The organism is Maribacter sp. BPC-D8, from assembly GCF_035207705.1.
In the GTDB taxonomy this organism is placed as follows: Bacteria; Bacteroidota; Bacteroidia; order Flavobacteriales; family Flavobacteriaceae; genus Maribacter.
Genome location: NZ_CP128187.1, coordinates 981,094 through 1,004,411 on the forward strand (window position 1 = coordinate 981,094; position 23,318 = coordinate 1,004,411).

The window sequence follows — 23,318 nt, forward strand, 5'->3', positions numbered from 1 at the left end:
CGTTTGTAATTAGCTGTTGAAATATTTACTGTTCCAAATAGCCGGATTAAAGTTTTTGCCCAATGCAAATCCGTAGAAAATTACCACAGAAGCAATACACTTGAACATAAAGAAGAATAAAATCCAAAACTGAGCATTTGTATTTGATTTAGAGAAAAGTCCATTAGGTATCAGCAAAGTTGTAGCAAAACTCATCAGCAGAACTAAAAAGGCTAGATTTACAATACTTTTAAAAGGCCACATCAATAACTTTCGTAATGGGTGTAGGTCATTTCCCCATTGATGTATTAAATAATGATACCCATTTCCGATAGGGGCAAATAGCAAAGGGTCATCTTTATCTTCGAGCTTGAAAAGTTTAGAAGGTGCTATTATTTTAAATCCCTGTATTTCTAAGTTATGTTCTCTTTCAAGACTTTTAATTTTTGACAAGGCTTCTGCTGGTATTGTTCCTTTAAAATATTTAGTATCTAAAAAGCGTAAACGATAATCTATACAAATTTGCTTGATTTCGTCTATGTGATAAATTTTAGAGCTTTCTAATAGATTTACATTGAAATTATTGTCAGCTATACCTTTACTTTTGATTACATTTTGTTCAATTCTATCTAATTCATCATCTACATTTGAAAGAGTTTTATAAACCTCTTTCATTCTTTCATCTTCCGATAAAATCTGCTTATTTCTAACTTTAGAAAGTTTCTGTTCAATATTTGTTTTAGATAGCAACATATACTTCTTTTTTAGCAATACACTCAAAGTTAGTTAATTAGTTATTTTGTCAAAATCTTGTTTAACTTAATTAAAAGTTAATAAAATGTTAAAATTTTTCTATTGCACAATATATGTTAGGTGTCAAAGACATCTAATTGTATATTGACGACGAAATCGAACCGTTTATCGATTTTGAGAACATTTGCCCCTTAATAACCACCTATTATGAAAAAATGGACATCCCTCATGTCCCTGTGTACCCTATTTTTAGGGGTTCAGACCTATGCACAGGACAATGCGATTGATTTTAATTTTGAAAATCTAATATCAACTATTCAATCGGAAAAGTCTATTATAGAACGCACGGCAACCTTCGAAAATCATTCTTCATTATTAAATGCACTTAGAGTTACAAACCTAGATAAGGTTTTGGATTATACCGGAGAATTTACTGTTTTTGCACCATCTAACCTTGCATTTGAAAAGCTATCAAAAGCTACTATCGATAAGTTGTTTGATCCAGAAAATAAGAAGGCATTAAAAGCTATGCTTTCTTACCATATAATAGCAGATAAATTATCGGCTTCTAGTATTTTAAAAGCGATGTGTAGAGGTAATGGTATTGCAAAATTTACTACCATACAAGGTGAAAAAATAACTGCAACTATGAAAGGTATAGACATTGTACTTACCGATAAATCTGGTAATAGTGCTATCATTACAACGGCAGATTCTAATCAATCTAACGGCATCATTCACGAGGTTGATACCGTTTTAGTTCCAGAAAAAATGCTTTAATTAACGCAATGTTGCTCCTAAATTACGTTCGTAAGTACTTTGTAATTTAGACATTATCTTTTCTATTTGCTTTTCGGTCAATGTGCTTTTATCATCTTGCAAAGTAAAGCTCACTGCATACGATTTCTTGCCTTCTGGTAAATTTTCACCTTCATACACATCAAAAAGAGTCATGTCTTTTAAATATTTACGCTCTGTACCAAATGCAAGGTCATGTAATTCGCGGTAAGTAGCTTTATTATCTAACAGTAACGCAAAATCTCTTTTTACTTCTGGGTGCTTAGGTATTTCTTTAAAAGTGACAGGTGATGTCGTAATTTGTTTTAAAACAGCTCCCCAATCAAAATCAGCATATAATATATCTTGTTTTATATCAAAATGCTTTAGAATCGATTTTTTAATCAACCCGAAAGAAACCAATTCTTTTTTCTTGTTTGTAAATATTAAGCCTTCTGAGAATATTGTAGAAGTGGTAGGTTCACTTTTTAAATCAGACAAACCAAGTCTTAATAATACCGACTTAACAATAGACTTTAATTCAAAAAAGTTGGTAGGTACAGCTTTTGTTGTCCAGCTATCTTGAACAGAGTCTCCTGTTAATAGAATACTCAGGTATTTTGGTTCAATTCGTTTATCACCTTTGGCGTAATATGTTTTGCCAAATTCAAACAATTTTAGATTACCTCTTCTTCGGTTAATATTATAACTAGCAGTTTCTAAAGCAGAGAACAACGAAGTTCTACGCAAAACAGAAAGATCACCACTTAATGGGTTAATAATTTCAATAGACCTGCGTTCTTCATCCTCATCTTCTAATAATGATGTGTAATCAGGATTCGTTAAGCTATTGGTTAAAATCTCATAGTAACCTTTTGCGACCAATGCATTACCAATGGTGTTTTGAATGGTATGGTCTGCAGTTGCTTCTGTAGTAGCAATTGATGCATTCAACTTTTGGCTAAAAGCAACATTGTTATAACCATAAACTCTTAATATTTCTTCTATAACATCTACTTGGCGTTGTACATCAACACGGTAAGATGGTACTTCAAGACCCATCCCAGCTTCGGTAACATTCTTAACTTTAATGTCAAGAGATGCCAATATAGATTTAATAGTGTCTTGCGGAATTTCTTGACCTATAAGCTTGTTGATTTTTTCAAACGCTAGAAAAACTTCAAAATTAGGATGCTTTTTAGGGTAGAGGTCATAAACGTCAGAGGTAATTTCTCCGCCAGCAATTTCCTTTATTAATAATGCAGCACGTTTTAAACTGTATTCTACATTTTCAATATCGATACCACGTTCAAATCTAAATGAAGCATCAGTATTTAAGCCATGCCTTTTGGCTGATTTTCTAATTGAAACCGGATTAAAGTATGCACTCTCTAAAAATATAGATGTAGTTTCTTCTGTAACTCCTGAACCTAATCCGCCAAATACACCGGCTAAACACAAAGGTTTTTCGGCATCACAAATCATTAAGTCATCTTCATGTAAAGTTCTCTCAACTCCGTCTAGGGTAGTGAATTTGGTGCCTTTCGGTAAAGTCTGAACCAAAATTTTATTACCTTTTATCTTATTGGCATCGAAAGCGTGTAACGGCTGCCCAAGTTCGTGTAGCACATAATTAGTAGCATCTACAACATTGTTCTTCGGTGTAAGACCTATAGACTTAAGTCTATTTTGAAGCCAGGTAGGCGAGGGCTGAACAATTAAATTGCTTAATGTAACACCACAGTAACGTGGAGCCAGTTCCGTTTTTAATACATCAACATCGATTTTAAGAGATCGGTCGTTAATATTGAAATGACTTGTAGAAGGGGTAATCAGTTCTTTAGTGATTTCCTTTTGTTTAAGTCCTGCTTTTAAATCTCTTGCTACACCAAAATGACTCATGGCATCAGCACGGTTTGGTGTTAAGCCAATTTCAAAAACTTCATCCTCTTCAATGTCAAAAACTTCAGAACAAGGAGTTCCGACTTTTAGATTTTTATCAAGTACCATTATGCCATCGTGACTGCTACCAAGACCTAATTCGTCTTCGGCACAAATCATCCCAAAGCTTTCTTCTCCTCTAATCTTCCCTTTCTTAATGGTCCAAGCTTCACCTTCAGCGGTGTATAATGTTGTGCCAATTGTAGCTACAGGTACTTTTTGTCCGGCAGCTACGTTTTTAGCTCCACAAACAATTTGTACAGGTGCTTCTAAGCCAATATCAACCATAGTGACATTTAACTTATCGGCATTTGTATGCTTCTCGCAACTTAATACGTGACCTACAACAATACCTTTTAATCCGCCTTTAACAGATTCAAATTTCTCAACACCTTCGACCTCTAAACCTAAATCGGTTAAAAGTTCTCCGGTTTTTTGTGATTCCCAATCTATTTGTATGAACTGTTTAAGCCAGTTATATGATATTTTCATTCAAAAAATTTATAGGTAGCAAAGATAAAACAATGCCCTAATACATTCAATAAGCTATGAAGTCTTTATTTTAATTTTTAATTCTGCCATTTTAATTGTTTATTAGAAGTTAAATTAAAAATCAGGTATGAGATATAGTATTGCAGTGCTATCCGTTTTAATGTTATTGGTTGGGTGTAAGCAGAATACACCGAAAGTAAATTTGTCTGAGGGTATTTGGCTTGTGGAGCTAGATGTAATGGACAGCCAAGTGTTACCTTTTAATTTAAAAGTCAATAAAAAGGACGATGGAAGTTATGCAATGCAAATTTTTAATGCGGAAGAAGTTATAGATGTAGATGAAATTGAAATTAAAGGTGATTCTATAATTATGCAGACCCCTGTTTTCGAAGGTTATTTGGCGGGTACTTTTACCGAAAATAGAATACAAGGTCAGTTTATTAAAGAAAGTTTAGATAGAATAGTGCCATTCAATGCTGTATATGGCACTGAAGATAGATTTGAAACTAAAAATGAGCGTACTGATAATAATGTAACTGGTATTTGGGAAACCTATTTTAGTCCAGATTTAGAAGAAGAATACGTAGGTAAGGGTGTTTTCTTGCAAGAAGATGATAGGGTTACAGGTACTTTTAGAACAACAACAGGAGATTATAGATATTTAGATGGCATACTCGATGGAGATTCTTTAAAATTATCTGCTTTTGATGGAGCTCATGCTTTCCTATTTAATGCAAAAGTTACCGATTCTAGTATGAATGGTGTTTTTTATTCTGGTAATCATTTTAAAGAACCTTTTGTTGCTACTAGAAATGATGCTTTCGAACTGCCAGACCCAGATTCTTTAACTTTTTTAAACGAAGGTTATGAAAAATTTGCCTTTTCTTTTCCAGATGTAAAAGGAAATATGATTTCTTTAAGCGATGAAAAATATCAAGGTAAAGTGGTCGTTGTTCAGTTAATGGGTACATGGTGTCCAAATTGTTTAGATGAAACTAAATTTTTGGTAGATTATCTAAAAGAAAATAAAGACATAGAAGTAATAGGTTTAGCTTTTGAATCGGCGAAAACTAAAGAAATAGCAATAAAAGGTATTGAACGACTAAAAGATAGAATAGGGGTGAGCTATCCTATTTTATTAGCGCAGTATGGTACTTATGATAAGCAAAAAGCACAAGAAAAATTACCGATGCTTAACCATGTGTTATCGTACCCGACCACCATATTTATTGATAAAAAGGGAAATGTTCGAAAAATACACACAGGATTTAACGGTCCTGCTACAGGTGAGAAATTTGTTGAATTCAAAAAGGATTTTACTGAATTGATGTCCGAATTGGTCAGTGAGTAATTTAGATAATAGTAGATTTTCCTAAGCCGATATTTTCATCGTTAATACTAAAATTACCGTCTAGTTCCATGATGTTGTCGGCAATAAAATCACCTACGTAGTTAGTACCATATTTAGAACTTCCTAAAATATCTGGAGTTACTATTTTCTTAGAAAATGATTTTAAAACTGCTGCTACAACGGCGTCAGATTCTTCATTCATTTTAAAATGTTGCAATAACATAGCCATACTTAAAATAGAAGCTACTGGGTTTGCAATGTTTTTACCTGCAGCATCTGGGTAAGAACCGTGAATAGGTTCGAACATAGCATGCTCAAGTCCGACAGAGGCTGATGGCAAAAGTCCTATTGAACCTGCAATGACGCTACCTTGGTCAGAGAGAATATCTCCGAACATATTATCGGTTAAAATAACATCGAATTGAGCCGGATTTAAAACCATCTGTACGGCAGCATTGTCTATCAATTGATAGTTAAGCTCTACATCTGGGTAACTCTCGGATATTTGCGTTACAACACGTCTCCATAATCGCGAAGTTTCAAGTACATTGGCTTTGTCTACCAAGGTTACTTTCTTTTTTCTGGAACGAGCAGATTTGAATGCTAAATGTGTAATTCTACTAATTTCAGATTCACTGTATGAACATATATCTGTTGCAATATTTTTTTCCTCGTCAAAAGTTTTTTCACCATAGTAAATTCCTCCAGATAATTCTCTAAAGATTACTAAGTCCGTATCTTTTACTTGAGCTTTTGATAAAGGGGATTGCTTAACTAAAGAAGGAAATACTTTAACAGGTCTAATATTTGCAAATAGACCTAATTTCTTTCGTAATTTCAATAGCCCTTGTTCTGGCCAAACTTTAGCTTTGGGGTTGTTGTCAAATTCGGGTAGACCCAAAGCACCAAATAACGTAGCATCGGTACTTTTACAAAGTTTAAGAGTTTCTTTTGGTAATGGACTACCGGTTTGCTTAATCGCAGAGGCACCGATGAGTCCTTTTTGAAAGGTAAAACTATGACCAAAAGTTTCTTCAACAGAACGTAGGCACTTAATAGATTGTGCTACGACCTCAGGTCCAATTCCGTCTCCCTCTAAAATAGCAATGTTTAAATGCATAATTAGCTAATGCTTTGTAAATCAATATTTGAAGTCTCAATAATTTGATGAATATCATCATCTTTTACTTCTTTTCTAGTGTCGGCATACTTTAAAAACTCTTGATAAACATCATCTAGTTGAACTTTAGACAATTCGTAACCAACAATTTTAGCTCTGTAGGCAAGTGCGGCTCTACCACTTCTAGCGGTTAAAACAATAGAAGATTCATTGACGCCAACATCTGCAGGGTCAATAATTTCATACGTTTCTCTGTTTTTTATAACACCATCTTGATGAATACCAGAGCTATGTGCAAATGCGTTAGCACCAACAATAGCTTTATTTGGTTGTACCATCATACCCATTTTACTAGATACCATTAAACTGGTATCATAAAGTAATTTGCTGTTTATGGTAGTGTCATAATTTAAATCTGGGTGTTGGCGTAATATCATTACAACTTCTTCTAAAGATGTGTTTCCTGCACGTTCACCAATACCATTAATAGTACATTCAATTTGTCTTGCACCATTTATGACGCCAGAAATTGAATTTGCAGTAGCCAAACCTAAATCATTATGGCAGTGACACGATAGAATTGCTTTTTCTATGCCTTTTACATTTTCACGTAAGTACTTTATTTTAGCACCATATTCGTCTGGCAAGCAATAGCCAGTGGTATCTGGTATATTTAAAACGGTAGCACCTGCCTTTATAACCGCTTCACAAACACGAGCTAAAAACTCGTTATCTGTACGACCGGCATCTTCGGCGTAAAATTCAACATCTTCTACAAAAGTCTTTGCGTATTTAACCGCATCGATTGCACGCTCTATAATAGCATCTCTGTTAGAATTGAATTTAAATTTAATATGAGAGTCAGATGTACCAATACCAGTATGAATTCTTGGCATTTTAGCATACTTAAGAGCTTGGGCGGCAACTTCAATATCGTTTTTGACCGCACGGGTCAATCCACAGACTGTAGCATTTTTAACGAGCTTGGCTATGGCTTCGACAGATTGAAAATCTCCCGGGCTAGAAACAGGAAAACCGGCTTCGATCACATTAACACCTAGTAAATCTAGGCGTTCAGCGATGACCAATTTTTGTTCCCGGTCTAATTTGCAGCCCGGTACTTGCTCTCCATCTCTTAAAGTAGTGTCAAATATTTGTACTATCTCTTTACTCATTATATTTACGTAGTTTTACTCGTCAAACGAATATATAACCTAAAATACAAGTTACTTTAATGTTGTTAACTTGTTTACAACGTTAAGCTAGTTTTTTAGGTATGTAAAGTACTGAATAACAAATATTTAAACTCTTATTATTACGATGACAAATGCGCATAAAGATGCTTTGTTCGTTTTGGTTAAGTCACTTTCTAAATCTGAAAAGCGTCAGTTTAAGCTTTATGTAGGTAGATTAGGTGTAAATACAGACGCCAAATTTTTGGCGCTCTTTAATCTATTAGATAAAATAAAGCAATACGACGAAAAGACCATTTTGGAAAGTGGTATTGTTAAGAAGGCACAACTTTCTAATCTAAAAGCACACTTATATAAACAGATTTTAGTGAGTCTAAGACTAAATCCTGTGAACCAAAATATAAGGGTTCAGATACGTGAACAGCTAGATTTTGCTACAATATTATATCAAAAAGGACTTTACAAACAAAGTTTAAAAATTTTAGATAAGGTAAAGAGTATTGCTATAGAGAACGAAGAGAAGAATATCGCTTATGAAATTGTAGAGCTTGAGAAGATAATTGAAACCCAGTACATTACAAGGAGTATACCTGATCGTGCTGATGAACTTGCTATACAGGCAAAAGAATTATCTGGGCATAATGTAATGACCAGTAAGCTGTCAAATCTTTCTTTACAGCTTTATGGAATGATGTTAAAAGTTGGGTATGTACGAAGTGATGAAGATTATCAAAAAGTAAAAACTTATTTTAATAATCACCTTCCTTTATATAATATAGAGGACTTAGGTTTTCGAGAAAAATTATGGTTATATAAAGCCCATTTGTGGTATAGTTTTCTTACCCAAGATTTCTTGTCGTGTTTTAAATATGCTAGTAAATGGGTCGATCTATTCTATGATCATAAAGACATGATTTATTTAAATCCTGTTTTCTTTTTAAAAGGGAATCACTATTTGCTAGAATCTCTTTTTTATGTACAATACAGTTCACAGTTTAAAGAAGTTTTAGAGCGTTTAGAAACGACTATTAAAGAAAAAAATTTTCCTGATAACGATAACATCAACTCTTTGGTATTTATGTATTTAAATGCCAATAAATTGAACTTGCATTTTCTAGAAGGTACCTTCGAAAAAGGGCTGTACTTGGTGAAGATTGTTGAATATGGTATTAATAAACATAGAGATCGTATAGATGTGCACCATGTTATGGTACTCTATTATAAAATAGCCTGTTTGTATTTTGGTATTGGAGATAATAAAACCTGTATTCAATATCTTAAAAAAATCATTGATAATAAGAATTTAAAAATGCGTGAAGACTTAATGTGTTTCGCACGTGTTTTAAGTTTAGTAGCTCATTACGAGGCGGGTATGGACTACCATTTGGAAGTTCAATTAAAAAGTACATATAAGTTTCTTTTAAAAATGGACGATATGCATGCTGTACAAAAAGAGATGATAAAGTTTCTTAGAAGTCTAGGTGGTATCTATCCTAATCAGCTAAAAGCAGAATTTCAGAAGTTATATAACGAACTTAAAAAGTATGAGGATCATCCGTATGAAAAGAGGGCTTTCTTGTATTTAGATATATTATCATGGTTAGAGAGTCATTTACAGAATAAACCAGTTTCTCAAATTATGAGAGAAAAAGCGCTGTCTAAAATACGCTAGGTGTAATTGATGTAGATGAAAAGTAATCACCTTCAGCATTTATTAGAAATTAACCTTGCCATGCTCTTTGTAGCTACTTCTGGGGCATTAGGGCGTTATGTTCAGTTATCGGTTCCAGTTGCTATTGGTGCAAGGGCAATTTTAGCTTTTGTGGCTCTGTTTCTATATTGTAAATGGAAGGGTTTTAGTTTAAAAGTTGATAAAAAAGATATTCCAGTAATTTTGCTCAGTGGGGTGTTAATGGGAGTACATTGGGTTACCTATTTCTATGCTTTAAAGTTGTCTAATGTCGCTATTGGTATGCTTTCTATATTTACCTACCCAGTGATTACAGCTTTCTTAGAACCTATTCTTTTAAAAACGAAGTTTGAGTTGATGCATTTGCTTCTTGCATTTTTGGTGCTTGCAGGTATGTACTTCTTGAGTCCTACGTTAGATTTTGAGAATTCATATACCATAGCCATTGGTTTTGGGGTGTTTTCAGCTTTTGCATATGCACTAAGAAATATACTTTTGAAAAAGAAAGTGGCGAAATATAATGGGTCTATGCTAATGACTTATCAGACGGCAATTGTCGGAGTTATTTTATTCCCATTTTTATTTACTGTTTCAGCAGATACAATCATTAGTCAATGGGAAGTTCTTGTTGCGCTCGCCGTTTTAACTACAGCCATTGGTCACACGATGTTTTTAATGACATTCAAGCATTTCAATATTACGACAGTAAGTATATTAAGTAGTGTACAGCCGGTTTATGGTATTATAATCGGAGCGCTTTTTTTGTCGGAAATACCAAAGGGAACTACTATTTTAGGAGGAATACTAATTTTAAGTTCCGTGGTAATAGAAAGCATCCGTTCTAAAAAACCAACTTAAAGATTCGTTTTAATTTTGAGAATTGATTCCTGGTGTACTAGCTCCAAACTGACTGATTATATTATCTCCGAATTTAGTAAACTGTTCGTTTTTAGCCATCTCTCTAACTTTTGCAGGATCAAAATCACCATTGAAATATAAAAAGGAACCTGTTTGACTGTTGTTATTATAAATCAGAATTTCTTTGACTAGATTTCTCTTCTCTCTTACTGAAACTACATTACGTTTTAAATCATCATTCTTTCGAAAAACTTCAATAAATGAGTTTCCGGTAATACCGTTCATTTGTTGGTTCAAAAACTGAGTTTTACTCGCTGTAGCACTCGGAAACTGCATATACCGCAAATCTTTGGCATTACCGACCATAGCCTTCATCTCTGGCGAAATTTCGCTGATCATTGACAGCATAAATTTCGGTACTCGAACAGCGGTTACTTGGTTGTCATTTTTATGGGCATTATAAAAGGTGTCAATAGAGTTGTAGCTGCCGCACGAAGTAATTAATAGTAATACGCTTAGTGCGTAAATTTTCTTTAACATGGTTATAGTGTTTCTCTAAAAGTAGTAAAATTAAAGACACGCATTCCAAATAGGGTCATTTGGCGGAGGAGCAATAATTTCTAAAGGTTCTTTTTTTACCGGATGCATCAAACGTAGTTTTCGTGCATGTAAATGTATACTTCCGTCAGCATTGCTTCTATCAAATCCGTATTTTAAATCTCCTTTAATAGGGCTTCCTATTGCAGTTAGTTGCGAGCGAATTTGATGATGGCGACCGGTTTCTAAATCAACTTCTAAAAGAAAATAACGGTCTAATTTTTTTAAGATTTTATACGTTAAAATGGCTTTTTTACTGTCAGGAACCTCTTTAATATTGGCGTAAGATTTATTTTGTTTGGTGTTGCGCTTCATCCAATGTACTAATCTTTTCTCAGGCGCTTCAGGTTTGTTCTTTACTATTGCCCAATACGTTTTCTTAGCATCTTTTTCTGCAAACATTTTGTTCAGTCTAGGTAAAGCCTTAGAGGTTTTTGCAAATACTACGATACCCGATGTTGGGCGATCTAGGCGGTGCACAACACCTAAGTAAACATTACCGGGTTTGTCGTACTTTTTCTTTATAAAAGCCTTAACGGTATCGCTCAATGGCTGATCACCGGTTTTATCACCTTGCACAATATCACCAGGGCGTTTATTAATAACAATTAAGTGATTGTCTTCAAATAATACTTGAAGGTTATCTACTGTAGAGTGTTCTTTTCTTGACAAAATGTAGTCTTAATTATTTGATTGTTGAACTTCTTAAATTGCTAATTTCTTTCTTCTTACTATTAAAAAAATAAACATAAATACACCTAGAGTAACAGCAACATCTGCAATGTTGAAAATTCCTGTTCTTAAAATACCTAATCTAATTTGAAAGAAATCTGTTACTGAGCCATATACGATTCTGTCGATTAAATTTCCTAATCCGCCACCTATAACTAATGCAAAGGCAATAATAAGCAATAGGTTTAAGTTGGGTTTGCTCATTATTCTATAGAGCATTATCAACAGCAATAGCATAGGTAATACTTGTAGCAGAAATCTTTTTAAAATAGGAGGGAAGTCCTGTCCGAAACCCAACATTGCACCCGTATTTTCAACATTGGTTAGAATTAAATGATTCTTGACTACGGGAATAAAAGCTTCAGGTGCTACTTTTTGGCGTGTCAATTCTTTCGATACCTGATCGCAACCAACCGTCATTAAAACAATGATTAGAATCAAGAATCTAGAAAAGTATTTAGAACGCCTCAAAAAGAATATTTTAATTAGTATTGCTCATCATCATTAGGGAAATCTTGGCTTTTTACATCACTAACATAGTTAGAAATAGCATTACCCATTTCTTCATATAAGTTCATATATCTACGTAAAAAGCGAGGATTGAATTCATGTGTCATACCTAATAAATCATGAACTACAAGCACTTGTCCATCAGCATGTTTTCCGCCACCAATACCTATAGTAGGTATGGTTAGACTTTCAGAAACTTTTTTGGTAAGCTCAGCTGGTATTTTTTCAAGAACCAAACCGAAACAGCCTAGTTTTTCTAGTAGTTTGGCGTCTTCCATTAATTGTTCGGCTTCTTCCTCTTCTTTTGCACGAACGGTATATGTTCCGAATTTGTATATAGACTGAGGCGTTAAGCCTAAATGACCCATAACAGGTATACCGGCAGCAAGAATTCTTTTAACCGATTCTTTTATTTCTGCGCCACCTTCTAGTTTTACGGCATGTGCTCCGCTTTCTTTCATAATTCTAATAGCAGAACGCAAAGCTTCTTTTGGGTCGCTTTGGTAGCTTCCAAAAGGTAAATCAACAACAACCAATGCTCTGTCGATCGCTCTAATAACAGAAGATGCATGATAAATCATTTGATCCAAAGTTATAGGTAATGTGGTCTCATGACCTGCCATTACATTACTGGCAGAATCACCTACCAAAATAACATCAACCTTAGCGGCATCAACAATTTTGGCCATTGAATAGTCATATGCAGTAAGCATAGAGATTTTTTCTCCGTTCTTCTTCATTTCGACTAATGACTTTACCGTAATCCTTTTATATTCTTTTTTAGCTACAGACATATTGTATTATTGATTAAGAGCTATAAAAGTAAGGAGTTTTACTGAGATTAAGCATTCACGATATCATCCATTTAAAAGTGAGCAATTAAAATATATTTATTTTTATGCTTGGTACTTTAAAGAAGTTGAAATATGAAATATATCTATGTCTTAATTGCATTATTTGCGTGTAGTTTAGTTAATGCTCAAATAGAGGAAGAAGTCAAAGATAAATATGCAGTAGAGACTTTTTTTTACGCTTTTAATGGAAAAAATGAAAGTGCAATAAAACGTGTGGTGGATACTGATAATAAAATGCAGACGGTAAATTTAAATACGGTAGGAAACATGGTTGTTCAAAACACGAATTTTAATGATTTAGTAAGCTTCATGATTACCACGCCAGATTCTATACCTTTTCATGAAAAGATATTGGATTATAAAATACAAATAGATGGTGGTATGGCGCACGTATGGGCACCATATGAATTTTGGTATAATGAAGAATTTAGCCACTGTGGGGTTAATTCTTTTCAGTTATTTAAAGATAAAGGTGCTTGGAAGATCATTTACTTAGTTGATACCAGAAGAAAAGAAGAATGTAATCAAGATTCAGATAAAAACTAATATTCTATTTCCAAGATCTTGAAATTGTGGCATCCGCTGACGGGAAATCTTTAGGCACCGCTTGTGTAACCTCTCCTGTAGCTGCCCATTCTGTACCTCGCTGTAAAGTCGTAATAAAACCTACACATTCCATTGAATAATCGAAATGACCTAGCGTAGAATGAAAAACACGACCTTTTCCATAATTAATTGCCATAAGTTGAGGAACGTTCTGTCCTAAACCTGTTACATTTGGATCCCATGGCGGAGCATTTTTTTCTAAATCAGCATAGGCTGTTGCTAAAATTGTAGCATTTGTAAACGGACCTCTCATACGCTCATATAACTCATCGGGTGTATGTAACCATTTTTCTGGTATACCTTTCATTATTGGATGTTCTGGTGCTCTGGTGGTTAATTGAAATTCATATTCAGGTCCGTGAGAACCACAAACTCCTTCAGCAGGGTCTTTTATTAGTTCACCTGCATCGTTATAATATACGTAAGGTCCAGATTTTTCATCTCGACCTCCCCAAGCACCTAATCCGATCATCTTATTAAATTCATCCCATTCACCCCAAGCATTGTCTGCAGCATGTACCACAACTAAACCACCACCATTGTTCATATAAGTTTCAAAATCATTTCTGGTTTTCTCAGGCCATAAAGGAGAATCAGCGCCAAGGTTAGAAATAACAACATCGTAATCATTGAAATCAAATGTAAAGTCTGATGTCTGAATTGGGCTCTCAGATATATGATAAGTCTTATCTGTTAATGGGTAAGTTTCTATAAATGAATGGTACGCTTCTGGTCTATCCTTATTGTATTTAATACCCAACCACATAGAATCCATTCTTTGAATATCTACCGTAAATAAGTCGGTCTGCTCTAGGTAATCTTTCATCATCATGGTAGTTTTTGGCCATATATAATGATTGTTTTGACCGTCAATAATCAAGGCTTTTAGTTTCACTATAGGTTGAACTTGTTCGGCTACTTCTTTCTTTTTTTCTCCGCAAGACGTTAGCGTTAAACTTAATAATAAAACTGCCATTAAATTTTTCATGCTGATGGTTTCATATAAATGTTGACTTTAAATTTACATGAACTAAATAAGATGACAAAAACCAAATTAAAAATAAGTTAGATGTAAAAAATGTAATTCTTGTTGCGGATGAAAAAAACTGCTATTAAATTAGCACTAAACAAAAGTTGAATACAATGAAATTATTAGGAATAGGGTCTAGGATTCTCCATAAAGAATTAGGTAAAGGTGTAGTTACAAATGTTTCTAGTACCATGTATTGGGTAACATTTATGGATAATGGTTTAGAAACCATTGATATAGATTCTGAATATGAGGTGATAGATGCTATTGAAAATGAAGTAGATACCGTAAGTTTTTTCGATGTAGAAAGTTCTTTGGTTGCTATTCTTCAAAAGTGGAGCGACGCTACGCAACGTGTTGCCATTGCAGATAAATGGAAAGGTGGAAATTTAATTCTGGAACCTGGTGAAGCGGGTATGAGTAATAAAGAAATACCGATTAATACTTTCTTTCATAAAATTGTAATGGTGAGAGACCGTATTCGTGTAATGGAGCAAAAAATAAATTCTAGTAAGAACTTAGATGATCAAGAGAAGGTAGATTTACAACAATATATTACACGTATATATGGTAGTTTAACCACATTTAATGTGCTTTTTAAAACCAAAGACGATCAGTTTATTGGAGATAAAGGAGGAAAGTAATTTCTTTTTTAATTTTGAACTCTAAGAGCTTTAACAATTTCATATTGCTTATCAATTATAGCTTCGTTAAAACCATGGGCTGCATTAGAAACAGTGAAATATTCTTTTCTAGGAGCCCTAATTTTTTCGAAATAAGGCTTGTTAAGTTCTGCAGAGCATAGTATATCATGCTTGCCTTGAATCATAAAAACGGGTAATCGAAAGACTATAGCAGTTTGCTCAAAGTTAATGTTACTTACCATTGATTTTACGCCAATGTTCTCATCGCCAACAAGGTTTAGAAAAGAGTAATCATCACCATTATATCGATCTCTACTATCTTCATTATTCTCATATGCTGTTGCGACCTTACCCCAAGAAAAAGGCGCAGGGGTTGCATTTTCTCTTTCGTATTGTTTAATGACTCGTAATAATTGTCCGTAAGTTTTTGCTTTGATATATGGTGGTGTACCCAAATTATTCAACTTATCCATAACAACTTTATCATCATTTTGTTCTGCTATTTTTTTAACTTCTAAATATGCATTTTTGATATTGTCAGGAAAATTTACAAATTGTGCATGACCTAAATATGCGTGATATAAATCGGGATTCTTCTGAGCCATTTCAGTAGCCAATATAGAGCCCCAAGAGGTACCTATAAGTATTATTTTTTTCTTATTTAATTGTTTTAAAAGATATTGTGTTACCAAAATGCCATCATTGACCATTTCGTTAACTGTCAACGGGTTATTTAAATAAAATTCCTCATTAATAATCTTAGGGCAGTTTTTTCCAAATGTTTTGCCAGCACCTCGTTGATCCCAATGAACAATGGTGAATTCTTTCAGCCAATCTGCGTAAACATCATCTTTATAATGGCTCATGGTACTACCCGGGCCGCCGTGTATTATAAGTATTATAGGGTTTTCAGGGTTATCACCTTTAATAGTAATCCACTGTTCTATACCACCAACGTTTATAAACTTTTCTTCAGCAATTTTGTTTTGCCCAATAGATACATGTGTAATGCATATGAAAAATATAAAAATCGATGACTTTAAATGCATTGTTAAGAAGGTTTGATGATGAGTATATTAAGATACGAAGATATCGTGCCTTGTACAACTTATAACTACAGCTTAAATACATTAACTAATATTTCACTTATTAGATAATTTATTACACGCTTACTGCTGAAATCGAAATGTTAGAACCGTTTTAAATCGTTTTATGTTTTTTCGAAAGTGAAATGATCTAAATAATTTAATAAATTTTGGTCTTTTGTTTTTCTACGCTTGATTATAATTCAATTTTTTCTTGTTTTGATATATTTTTTAACAACTATGGTTTTTAATTGTGCATTGGTTATTTTAGGATGAAAATTACAATATGGGTAAGATTATAACCTTCGGTGAAGTCCTAATGCGCATTTCTCCACGTGGCAATAAGAAGTTTGTACAATCGAATATTGTTGAATTTTATTTTGGAGGTACAGAGTTGAATGTAGGTATCTCTATCTCTAATTTTGGAGGAAATGTAAAACATATAAGTGCAATTTCTGATGACTTTATTGGAGATACTGCAATGACTTATATTCAAAAATTTGGTGTAGATACATCTTCTATTGTAAAATCTAAAAGACCTTTGGGAGTCTACTTTCTTGAAGTAGGTGCAGTTATTAGACCAAGTATGATCTCTTATAACCGATCACATTCCGCATTCTCTGAAATTGAACCTTCAAAGGTAAATTGGGAAAATGCATTAGAAGATGGAGAATGGATGCATTGGACAGGAATAACACCTGCCTTGTCTCAAGGAGCTTTTGATGTTTTAAAAGACGGTTTAAAGTTAGCAAGGCAAAAGGGACTTACCGTTTCTGCAGATCCAACGTACCGCAGTGGACTCTGGAAATATGGTCAAGACCCGAAAGAGGCACTAATAGAACTCTTACATTATTCTACAATATTTATTGGTGGTGTAAATGAGATTAATGAGGTGTTAGGAACAGATTTTAGCTACAGTAATGAAGATTTTATTGAAGCTAGTAAACAGCTAATAGCAGAGTTTCCATCCATAGAAAAAGTATTCGATAAAATAAGAACTTCTTTGAACTCTTCATGGCATAAAATTAGAGCTAGAATGTGGAATGGTGTCGAGTTTAGAGAAACTGAAGATATTGATATTACCCATGTTGTTGACCGTATTGGTACAGGTGATGCTTTTGCGGCAGGTTTAATTTATGGATTGCAACAATATGATGATTATAAGGCATTGGAGTTTGCAAGTGCCGCATGTGCTTTGAAACATACTTATGAAGGTGATGTAAACTTTGCAACCGTTAATGAGGTCAACAATATTATTGCAGGAAATATTACCGGTAGATTAATGCGTTAAGTTATCATTAGAATTATTTCCACTTGCGTAACCTAAGTATCGCTTTTAGTTTATGAACACTTTTAGAAAAAGCAAATGAAAAAGCAAAGGTGGTTAACAGCGCAATAAATGCTAGAGCACCAAGAGCACCACCAAAGCCTTGAAATAAATTATTCTTATTAATATATATAATACTAAATAGACAGCCTGCTATTGCTAAATGAATATAACTTCTTCTAGTTGTTGTTGAAATCATACCTATAAAAGAGGTTCCTATGAATACTATAGGTATATTTTTAGTTAGGTAAGTATTTAGCAAATCAGGGAAACAGTAAAAAAATAAGCCCACTAATAATGATAATAGTGCAGATGCTCTTACTGCACCTTGATTGTGATGATGACTCACGTAAAAAGTCATTGTTGCACCTAAAATGCCAGTAACTATTATAATGAAATTATTCATTACGCCATGAGATTAATTAGATAGACAATAAATACACCAAGAAAAGCCATAGTACCTAGCTTACCACCAATACCAATAAATAGATTTTTAGATAGTAGAAAGAATAATCCTGCTAAAATACCTGCAGATAATACAAAGCCTATTGTTGGTGTAATGGTATTACTTGACATACCAACAAATACTCCGCAATAAATGGCTCCCGGTAATTTCTTTAGATAATTAGACTGCTTATTGAATATGGGAATGAATGAACCTAACGTACCAATAAAACCTGCAGATAAAACGCTACCTAGTCCATAATTAACGTTTAATATATGGCAAGCAATGGCACCTAAAGGCACCCAAACTACAACAGATAATTTTTCATAATCATGTTTGGTATGATGTAGGTCTAAATAGCTATGGCTAAATAAGACAACAGCTGAAATTAATAAAATAGCAATTATTGCAAAATAGTTATTTGTGTCGTAATTGTTTTTTGCAATTAATAGCAGAAATATAATTTGTATTATTAAAACAGTAGCTAACGTAAACGTACGGATTGCTTTGTTTTTCTTCATCAGGTAATTTGTATTTTACGATTATAGTAAAATCATTTTAAGCTCATTTGCAAAGTTTAATAATATGTTTTAATTATACTATTCACACTAGGGTATATTTTTATTTAAAATGTTAGTTTTTAAAATAGGATTCCACTTAAAATCGGCTATTTCTGTAATAGTAAAATTGTTCTTAAGATTGGTAGTTAAGAGTTTTTCGGTAAAATTATCTTCCAATCCCTTTAATCTATCTAACTCACATGAAGGTAAATCACCTTTAACAGCTAAAGAGCAAGAAGAGGTTTACTTACTATTCAAGTATTTGTAAGGTCAATAGTGCCATCTGGTATAATTCGAGAAGAGTTTGTTTTAGAGCAAGATGACCAACTACCAATCCGTCACAAAAATGGCCATGAAATTTTGCAAGATCTACTAATTCTATATTTTGAATTTTTTCTAAACGTCCTTTTGAGAAATCAATATCATTAACTCGAATTACTGTGTTTATATATTTTTTCTTCTTTGGTAAGAAAAGCTTGTAAGAACGGTTTTTAGTTGAGATTTTATCTAGGTGTCCCGTAAAAATTTTGAGCGGTTTATTTGTTTGTGAAATGAGTAGGGTTTTATATAGTTACTTATTTAAACAATAAACCCTAATACTAGTTTTCAGAGTATAATTTTAGGCTGTAATTGAAATGAGCAATTATATGAACTAATACAATAACAGTTGTCCAAATTGTAGTGAAAATTGCTTAGGAATTAGATGTAGTAAATCAAAATCAGAGATGATGTTAGCATAAGAATCAATATTCTTCTGCATAAAAATTAGCTTATTGTGATTGCAATTTTTTAAAAGAGTAGTTGAAGGATTAAGAACTCGGGAAAACACTAATTCTAAAACCTGAAAATCTGGTCAATTGAATGAAGAATTATGAGATAATTTATTTAGTGATTGTTTTAAAATGGACTTAGAAAAAAGAATAAAGCCACGACCAGGCTACATTTGGTCGTGACTTTATATCTATTATTTAATTTCTACCAGCCATTACTCCACCATCCGTATCCCAAATGGCACCGGTAACCCATGCGGCTTTATCTGATAATAAAAAAACTATGCTATTGGCAATATCTGCAGCCTCACCAAAACGACCTATCGGGTGAAAACCATTAAAGCCAACTAAGGCTTCTTTAGCTGCCTCTTCACCTCCAAAAACGCCATGATAGACAGGCGTATTTACTAGGGCAGGAGATACTGCGTTTACTCGAATATTATCATCTGCCAATTCCATAGCTAAATGTTGTGTTAAAGAATGTAAACCAGCTTTTTGCATGGAGTATGCCGATGAGGGTGTTGCTTTTACAGCTTGTTTAGCCCACATAGATCCAACATTTACAATCGATCCCCCTTTAGTTGCTTTCATCTTTTTTGCAACACTTTGTGTTATAAAAAAGAAACCTCTATTTAAATCTTGGTAAGAATTGTAATCTTCCATAGTGTGATCTAAAAATGGTTTAGGTCCAAATATACCTGACGCGTTTACCAAATAGTCTAAGTTATCTAAAGTGTCAATTTTAGAGACCAAGGCGTCTACATCGGTAGTGTTAGATATATTAGCTGTATGTTTTATCAAGTTTGGTGCATCTGCGATTTTATCAGTATTTCTACCTACAACATGTACAGTTGCTCCACCTTCTAATAATGCATTTGTAGTTGCATTACCAATACCACTTGTACCTCCAATTACTAAGGCTACTTTGTTTTCAAATTCTTTCATTGCAATTATGTTTAATTATTAAAAAATAGACAGACAAGTCTGTCTTAGTAAATTCAAATTTTTTTAGGCTATTATTTTTTCACATAAATTTTTAGACTCATGAATTGGCCAGTTTTCTTGGTGAAGATGACTTTCGCCAACAGCACTTTCATATAACAAGTAAATTTGTCTAGCTAAAGAATTGACTTGCTCAATTTTAATTTCGTTTAAATTATTGGATATTAATTTTGCAATAACCGCTATGAAATCATTTTTTTGAGCTTGTATTTCAGTTCTTATTATTTCATTATCCTTTGGTATTTCTGATACTGTCTTTATGCACCAACATCCATTAAAATCTTTGTCTTGATAAAACAATTCAAGAAAGTCGAAAATGGCTAAAATTTGAGATCTCCCTTGTGGTTTGGAACTTATGAAATTTTTAAAATCTTTCAGAAAGTTCATATTCTTATACTGTAGGTATGCTACGCAAATCTCTTCTTTAGACTTAAAATGATTGTAGAGGGTTGCCTTGGCGATGCCTGCTTCAGCAATAATTTGATTTATACCGGTAGAATTATAACCATTCTTATAAAATAAAAATGACGCAGTTTCAATAATCTTATTTTTAACCTCTGCATGTTTCATGATGCAAATGTAATCAAATATTTTAAATACAGACAAGTCTGTCTATTTTCTGTAAATAGGTTTTGATCATTATGAAAAGTAATGATGTTAACAAGTAGAAGTTGCTGCGAATAGTGCTGTATGATATTCTTGTAAAATTATTTTATCCCTTTTATAAGAATAAAGCTGTAATATCTTTAAACAGCTTCTTTCTTCTCTGAGAGATATTTCCAATAACGCTTTGGTACATGTTGAAAATGTAGTTTGTTATTAATTCGAGATTTTATAGTTGTGCTTTTGAAATAATTATTCCAAAGGTCTTGATATTCATATTCAGCATTTGTGAAAGCAGCACTTTTCTCCATACTATTGGTATGAATATCAGATAAATCTAATGAAATGATTTCAACAGTATTCAAATCATAGAATAGTCCGTATTTACGTTTTACATCATAAATAATCCATTGTTGGTCAGCATATCTATTTCTAAAATGCTTGGAGATTAACGGCAATACATCAAAATCTGGTTCTATGTTCGCAAAATATACATCATCTTTTGTTAATTGAAATCGTACAAATGCTTCCATACGATGCTTTTCTCTACCGACCTTATGTGAAAGCTGATTTATTTTTAAAACTCCATCATCACTAAAATCAGTGGCCCCATTATATTTACTTCCCATAAGCTTTTGAATATAGCGGTAGATTAGTGCTTCCATATTATTCTGTTCGCTCAAAAATGCAAAGTATATATTTTTAATAGCGCTGTTGCTCTTTTTACGTACACCGTTCCAAACCCGTTGTGCTTTTTCAATGTTGGTAAATATAGTTTCCGTTTCAGCAAAAAGTCCGCTTTGTAATTGCCCTTTTTTCTGAATATCGGCATGCGTAAGCTTTTGTTCAAAGCCTATAAATACAGCAGTTAAAAAACCATTAAAACTACCGTCGTAAACTAAAGTTTTTGAAGCATTCATATAAACAGTTTTAGAAGTTGAAGAAAAAGATTCGTGACACAATTTTTAGCCTTTTTTTAATCTTAGTTTTTAATAATACCATTTGGTATCCTATTGCTAATATTTGACTCTGACTACGGTCAATAACAGTATTTGAAATTGAAATATTAGTCGAATTCAAGGTGTTATTAATATTTTCCATAGTCATTAGGTTTAATTAAATTATTAGTTTAGTTAAATAAGGATAATTGATTGTTGTACTGATTTTTGAATTTGCTATTTTGAGATTGAAGAATCATTCCTTTTATAGTAGCTGCGTCTAAATCTCTTCGTTCCCAATCAGAGGAATTACAGATGATAAAATACTTTGCTCGATTGAGTGCAATACCCATTTTTTTTAGATGCTCCCAGCTTAATCGGCGGTATTTTCTTCCGCTTATAATTTTATGAACAGAGCCCATTCCTATACCCGGAATTCTTGCTAACATTCGTGGTTCTGCCTTATTAATATCTATAGGAAAATGATTTAGATTTCGAAGTGCCCACATCAATTTGGGATCTATATCCATATCTAAATTCGGATTATCGGCATCTAAAATTTCATTGACACTAAAGCCGTAAAAGCGAAGTAACCAATCTGTCTGATATAATCTATTTTCTCTGAGCATGGGTACTTCAGAACCCAAAGAAGGTAATCTGCTATCTGTGGAGATGGGTACGTAACCAGAATAGTAAACCCGTTTCATCTGATAGTTTTTGTAAAAGTGAGTTGCAGAATACATAATATCCTTATCGCTTTCGCCAGTAGCACCAACAATCATTTGGGTACTTTGCCCTGCAGGAGCATATTTTGCAGTGCTTTTAATTATTTTACGCTCCTCCTTATAGCGTATAATTTCATTCTTCACCTTCAACATCGGTTTAATAAAATCTTCATGTTTTTTATCCGGAGCTAAAAGTTTAAGGCCGGAGATAGTGGGGATTTCAATATTGACAGATAAACGATCAGCATATAAACCGGCCTCGTACATTAATTCATCACTTGCACCAGGTATAGATTTAAGGTGAATGTACCCGTTGAAGTTTTCTTCTTCACGAAGTTTTTTGGCAACGGCTATCAAACGTTCCATAGTATGATCGGCACTTTTAAAGATGCCAGAACTTAAGAACAGCCCTTCTATATAGTTTCTTCTATAAAAATTGATGGTCAAATCGACTACTTCTTGAATTTTAAAAGCAGCTCGTTTAATATCATTGCTTTTACGCGTAACACAATAGGCGCAATCAAAAATGCAATGATTAGTAAGTAAAACTTTTAATAGAGAAACGCAACGACCATCTTCTGTGTAGGTATGGCAAATACCATTACCGGTATCACCTAAGCCATTATCCTTGTTTTTGCGGTTACTACCGCTACTTGAGCAAGACACATCGTATTTAGCTGCATCTGCCAGTATATTTAATTTTTCTTTTATTCTATTAAAATCCATAGTAATTGGT

Annotated in this window: 23 protein-coding genes; 7 read left to right on the forward strand and 16 right to left on the reverse strand. The window is 33.4% G+C overall.

Features of this window, described 5'->3' with window-relative positions:
- Window positions 1–9 precede the first annotated feature (9 nt).
- The gene (locus tag QSV08_RS04360; protein ID WP_324026910.1) at window positions 10–732 is read right to left on the reverse strand and encodes a hypothetical protein; all 723 of its coding nucleotides are present in this window, start codon (window positions 730–732) and stop codon (window positions 10–12) included.
- A 207-nt stretch (window positions 733–939) separates the two neighbouring features.
- On the opposite strand from QSV08_RS04360, the gene QSV08_RS04365 reads away from it, so the two are divergent.
- The gene (locus tag QSV08_RS04365) at window positions 940–1,512 is read left to right on the forward strand and encodes a fasciclin domain-containing protein (RefSeq protein ID WP_324026912.1); all 573 of its coding nucleotides are present in this window, start codon (window positions 940–942) and stop codon (window positions 1,510–1,512) included.
- Here QSV08_RS04365 and pheT read toward each other — a convergent pair whose 3' ends face one another.
- Window positions 1,513–3,942 (reverse strand): phenylalanine--tRNA ligase subunit beta, encoded by a 2,430-nt coding sequence (gene pheT / locus QSV08_RS04370; protein WP_324026914.1) that lies wholly within the window; start codon window positions 3,940–3,942, stop codon window positions 1,513–1,515.
- A gap of 127 nt (window positions 3,943–4,069) precedes the next feature.
- On the opposite strand from pheT, the gene QSV08_RS04375 reads away from it, so the two are divergent.
- A complete protein-coding gene (locus tag QSV08_RS04375; protein WP_324026916.1) occupies window positions 4,070–5,293 on the forward strand; it encodes a peroxiredoxin family protein in 1,224 nt (407 codons plus the stop codon).
- 1 nt (window position 5,294) lies between these two features.
- Here the strand turns inward: QSV08_RS04375 and leuB are convergent, their stop codons facing one another.
- Both leuB and QSV08_RS04385 read right to left on the reverse strand, forming a co-directional pair.
- Entirely contained in the window at window positions 5,295–6,413 is a 1,119-nt protein-coding gene (gene leuB, locus QSV08_RS04380; RefSeq protein WP_324026918.1) for a 3-isopropylmalate dehydrogenase, read from the reverse strand.
- A 2-nt stretch (window positions 6,414–6,415) separates the two neighbouring features.
- Complete coding sequence (locus QSV08_RS04385; RefSeq protein WP_324026919.1) at window positions 6,416–7,588, reverse strand: 2-isopropylmalate synthase; 1,173 nt, start codon at window positions 7,586–7,588, stop codon at window positions 6,416–6,418.
- Window positions 7,589–7,733: 145 nt separating this feature from the next.
- Here QSV08_RS04385 and QSV08_RS04390 point away from each other — a divergent pair, with 145 nt between their 5' ends.
- Entirely contained in the window at window positions 7,734–9,278 is a 1,545-nt protein-coding gene (locus QSV08_RS04390) for a hypothetical protein (protein ID WP_324026921.1), read from the forward strand.
- A 15-nt stretch (window positions 9,279–9,293) separates the two neighbouring features.
- Complete coding sequence (locus QSV08_RS04395; protein ID WP_324026922.1) at window positions 9,294–10,154, forward strand: DMT family transporter; 861 nt, start codon at window positions 9,294–9,296, stop codon at window positions 10,152–10,154.
- 9 nt (window positions 10,155–10,163) lie between these two features.
- Here the strand turns inward: QSV08_RS04395 and QSV08_RS04400 are convergent, their stop codons facing one another.
- The 4 genes from QSV08_RS04400 to panB are packed head-to-tail and all read right to left on the reverse strand — an operon-like array spanning window position 10,164 to window position 12,787.
- Window positions 10,164–10,694, reverse strand: a complete 531-nt coding sequence (locus QSV08_RS04400; RefSeq protein WP_324026923.1) for a DUF4252 domain-containing protein — start codon at window positions 10,692–10,694, stop codon at window positions 10,164–10,166.
- A 30-nt stretch (window positions 10,695–10,724) separates the two neighbouring features.
- Window positions 10,725–11,423, reverse strand: a complete 699-nt coding sequence (locus tag QSV08_RS04405; protein WP_324026925.1) for an RluA family pseudouridine synthase — start codon at window positions 11,421–11,423, stop codon at window positions 10,725–10,727.
- A gap of 33 nt (window positions 11,424–11,456) precedes the next feature.
- Entirely contained in the window at window positions 11,457–11,954 is a 498-nt protein-coding gene (gene lspA, locus QSV08_RS04410) for a signal peptidase II (RefSeq protein WP_324026926.1), read from the reverse strand.
- A gap of 14 nt (window positions 11,955–11,968) precedes the next feature.
- Complete coding sequence (gene panB / locus QSV08_RS04415) at window positions 11,969–12,787, reverse strand: 3-methyl-2-oxobutanoate hydroxymethyltransferase (RefSeq protein WP_324026928.1); 819 nt, start codon at window positions 12,785–12,787, stop codon at window positions 11,969–11,971.
- A gap of 132 nt (window positions 12,788–12,919) precedes the next feature.
- Here panB and QSV08_RS04420 point away from each other — a divergent pair, with 132 nt between their 5' ends.
- Window positions 12,920–13,393, forward strand: coding sequence for a nuclear transport factor 2 family protein (locus tag QSV08_RS04420; protein ID WP_324026930.1), 474 nt, complete (start codon window positions 12,920–12,922; stop codon window positions 13,391–13,393).
- Window positions 13,394–13,397: 4 nt separating this feature from the next.
- On the opposite strand, the gene QSV08_RS04425 is transcribed toward QSV08_RS04420, so the two are convergent.
- The gene (locus tag QSV08_RS04425; protein ID WP_324026932.1) at window positions 13,398–14,441 is read right to left on the reverse strand and encodes a ThuA domain-containing protein; all 1,044 of its coding nucleotides are present in this window, start codon (window positions 14,439–14,441) and stop codon (window positions 13,398–13,400) included.
- 155 nt (window positions 14,442–14,596) lie between these two features.
- Here QSV08_RS04425 and QSV08_RS04430 point away from each other — a divergent pair, with 155 nt between their 5' ends.
- Window positions 14,597–15,127, forward strand: a complete 531-nt coding sequence (locus tag QSV08_RS04430; RefSeq protein WP_324026934.1) for a hypothetical protein — start codon at window positions 14,597–14,599, stop codon at window positions 15,125–15,127.
- Between the two features lie 8 nt (window positions 15,128–15,135).
- Here the strand turns inward: QSV08_RS04430 and QSV08_RS04435 are convergent, their stop codons facing one another.
- Window positions 15,136–16,176 (reverse strand): alpha/beta hydrolase, encoded by a 1,041-nt coding sequence (locus QSV08_RS04435; RefSeq protein ID WP_324026936.1) that lies wholly within the window; start codon window positions 16,174–16,176, stop codon window positions 15,136–15,138.
- A gap of 322 nt (window positions 16,177–16,498) precedes the next feature.
- Here QSV08_RS04435 and QSV08_RS04440 point away from each other — a divergent pair, with 322 nt between their 5' ends.
- A complete protein-coding gene (locus QSV08_RS04440; RefSeq protein WP_324026938.1) occupies window positions 16,499–17,503 on the forward strand; it encodes a sugar kinase in 1,005 nt (334 codons plus the stop codon).
- A 13-nt stretch (window positions 17,504–17,516) separates the two neighbouring features.
- Here the strand turns inward: QSV08_RS04440 and QSV08_RS04445 are convergent, their stop codons facing one another.
- From QSV08_RS04445 to QSV08_RS04470, 6 genes are all read right to left on the reverse strand, one after another.
- Window positions 17,517–17,945, reverse strand: coding sequence for a hypothetical protein (locus QSV08_RS04445; RefSeq protein ID WP_324026941.1), 429 nt, complete (start codon window positions 17,943–17,945; stop codon window positions 17,517–17,519).
- A complete protein-coding gene (locus tag QSV08_RS04450; RefSeq protein WP_324026942.1) occupies window positions 17,945–18,505 on the reverse strand; it encodes a hypothetical protein in 561 nt (186 codons plus the stop codon). The genes QSV08_RS04445 and QSV08_RS04450 overlap by 1 nt, the downstream gene beginning before the upstream one ends.
- Before the next feature lie 1,007 nt (window positions 18,506–19,512).
- Window positions 19,513–20,259, reverse strand: coding sequence for an SDR family NAD(P)-dependent oxidoreductase (locus QSV08_RS04455; RefSeq protein ID WP_324026944.1), 747 nt, complete (start codon window positions 20,257–20,259; stop codon window positions 19,513–19,515).
- Between the two features lie 63 nt (window positions 20,260–20,322).
- Window positions 20,323–20,886: a TetR/AcrR family transcriptional regulator gene (locus tag QSV08_RS04460; protein WP_324026945.1), complete on the reverse strand. Its 564-nt coding sequence runs from the start codon at window positions 20,884–20,886 to the stop codon at window positions 20,323–20,325.
- 176 nt (window positions 20,887–21,062) lie between these two features.
- A complete protein-coding gene (locus tag QSV08_RS04465; protein ID WP_324026947.1) occupies window positions 21,063–21,839 on the reverse strand; it encodes a TIGR03915 family putative DNA repair protein in 777 nt (258 codons plus the stop codon).
- A 209-nt stretch (window positions 21,840–22,048) separates the two neighbouring features.
- Window positions 22,049–23,308, reverse strand: a complete 1,260-nt coding sequence (locus QSV08_RS04470; protein ID WP_324026949.1) for a putative DNA modification/repair radical SAM protein — start codon at window positions 23,306–23,308, stop codon at window positions 22,049–22,051.
- Between the last annotated feature and the right edge of the window lie 10 nt (window positions 23,309–23,318).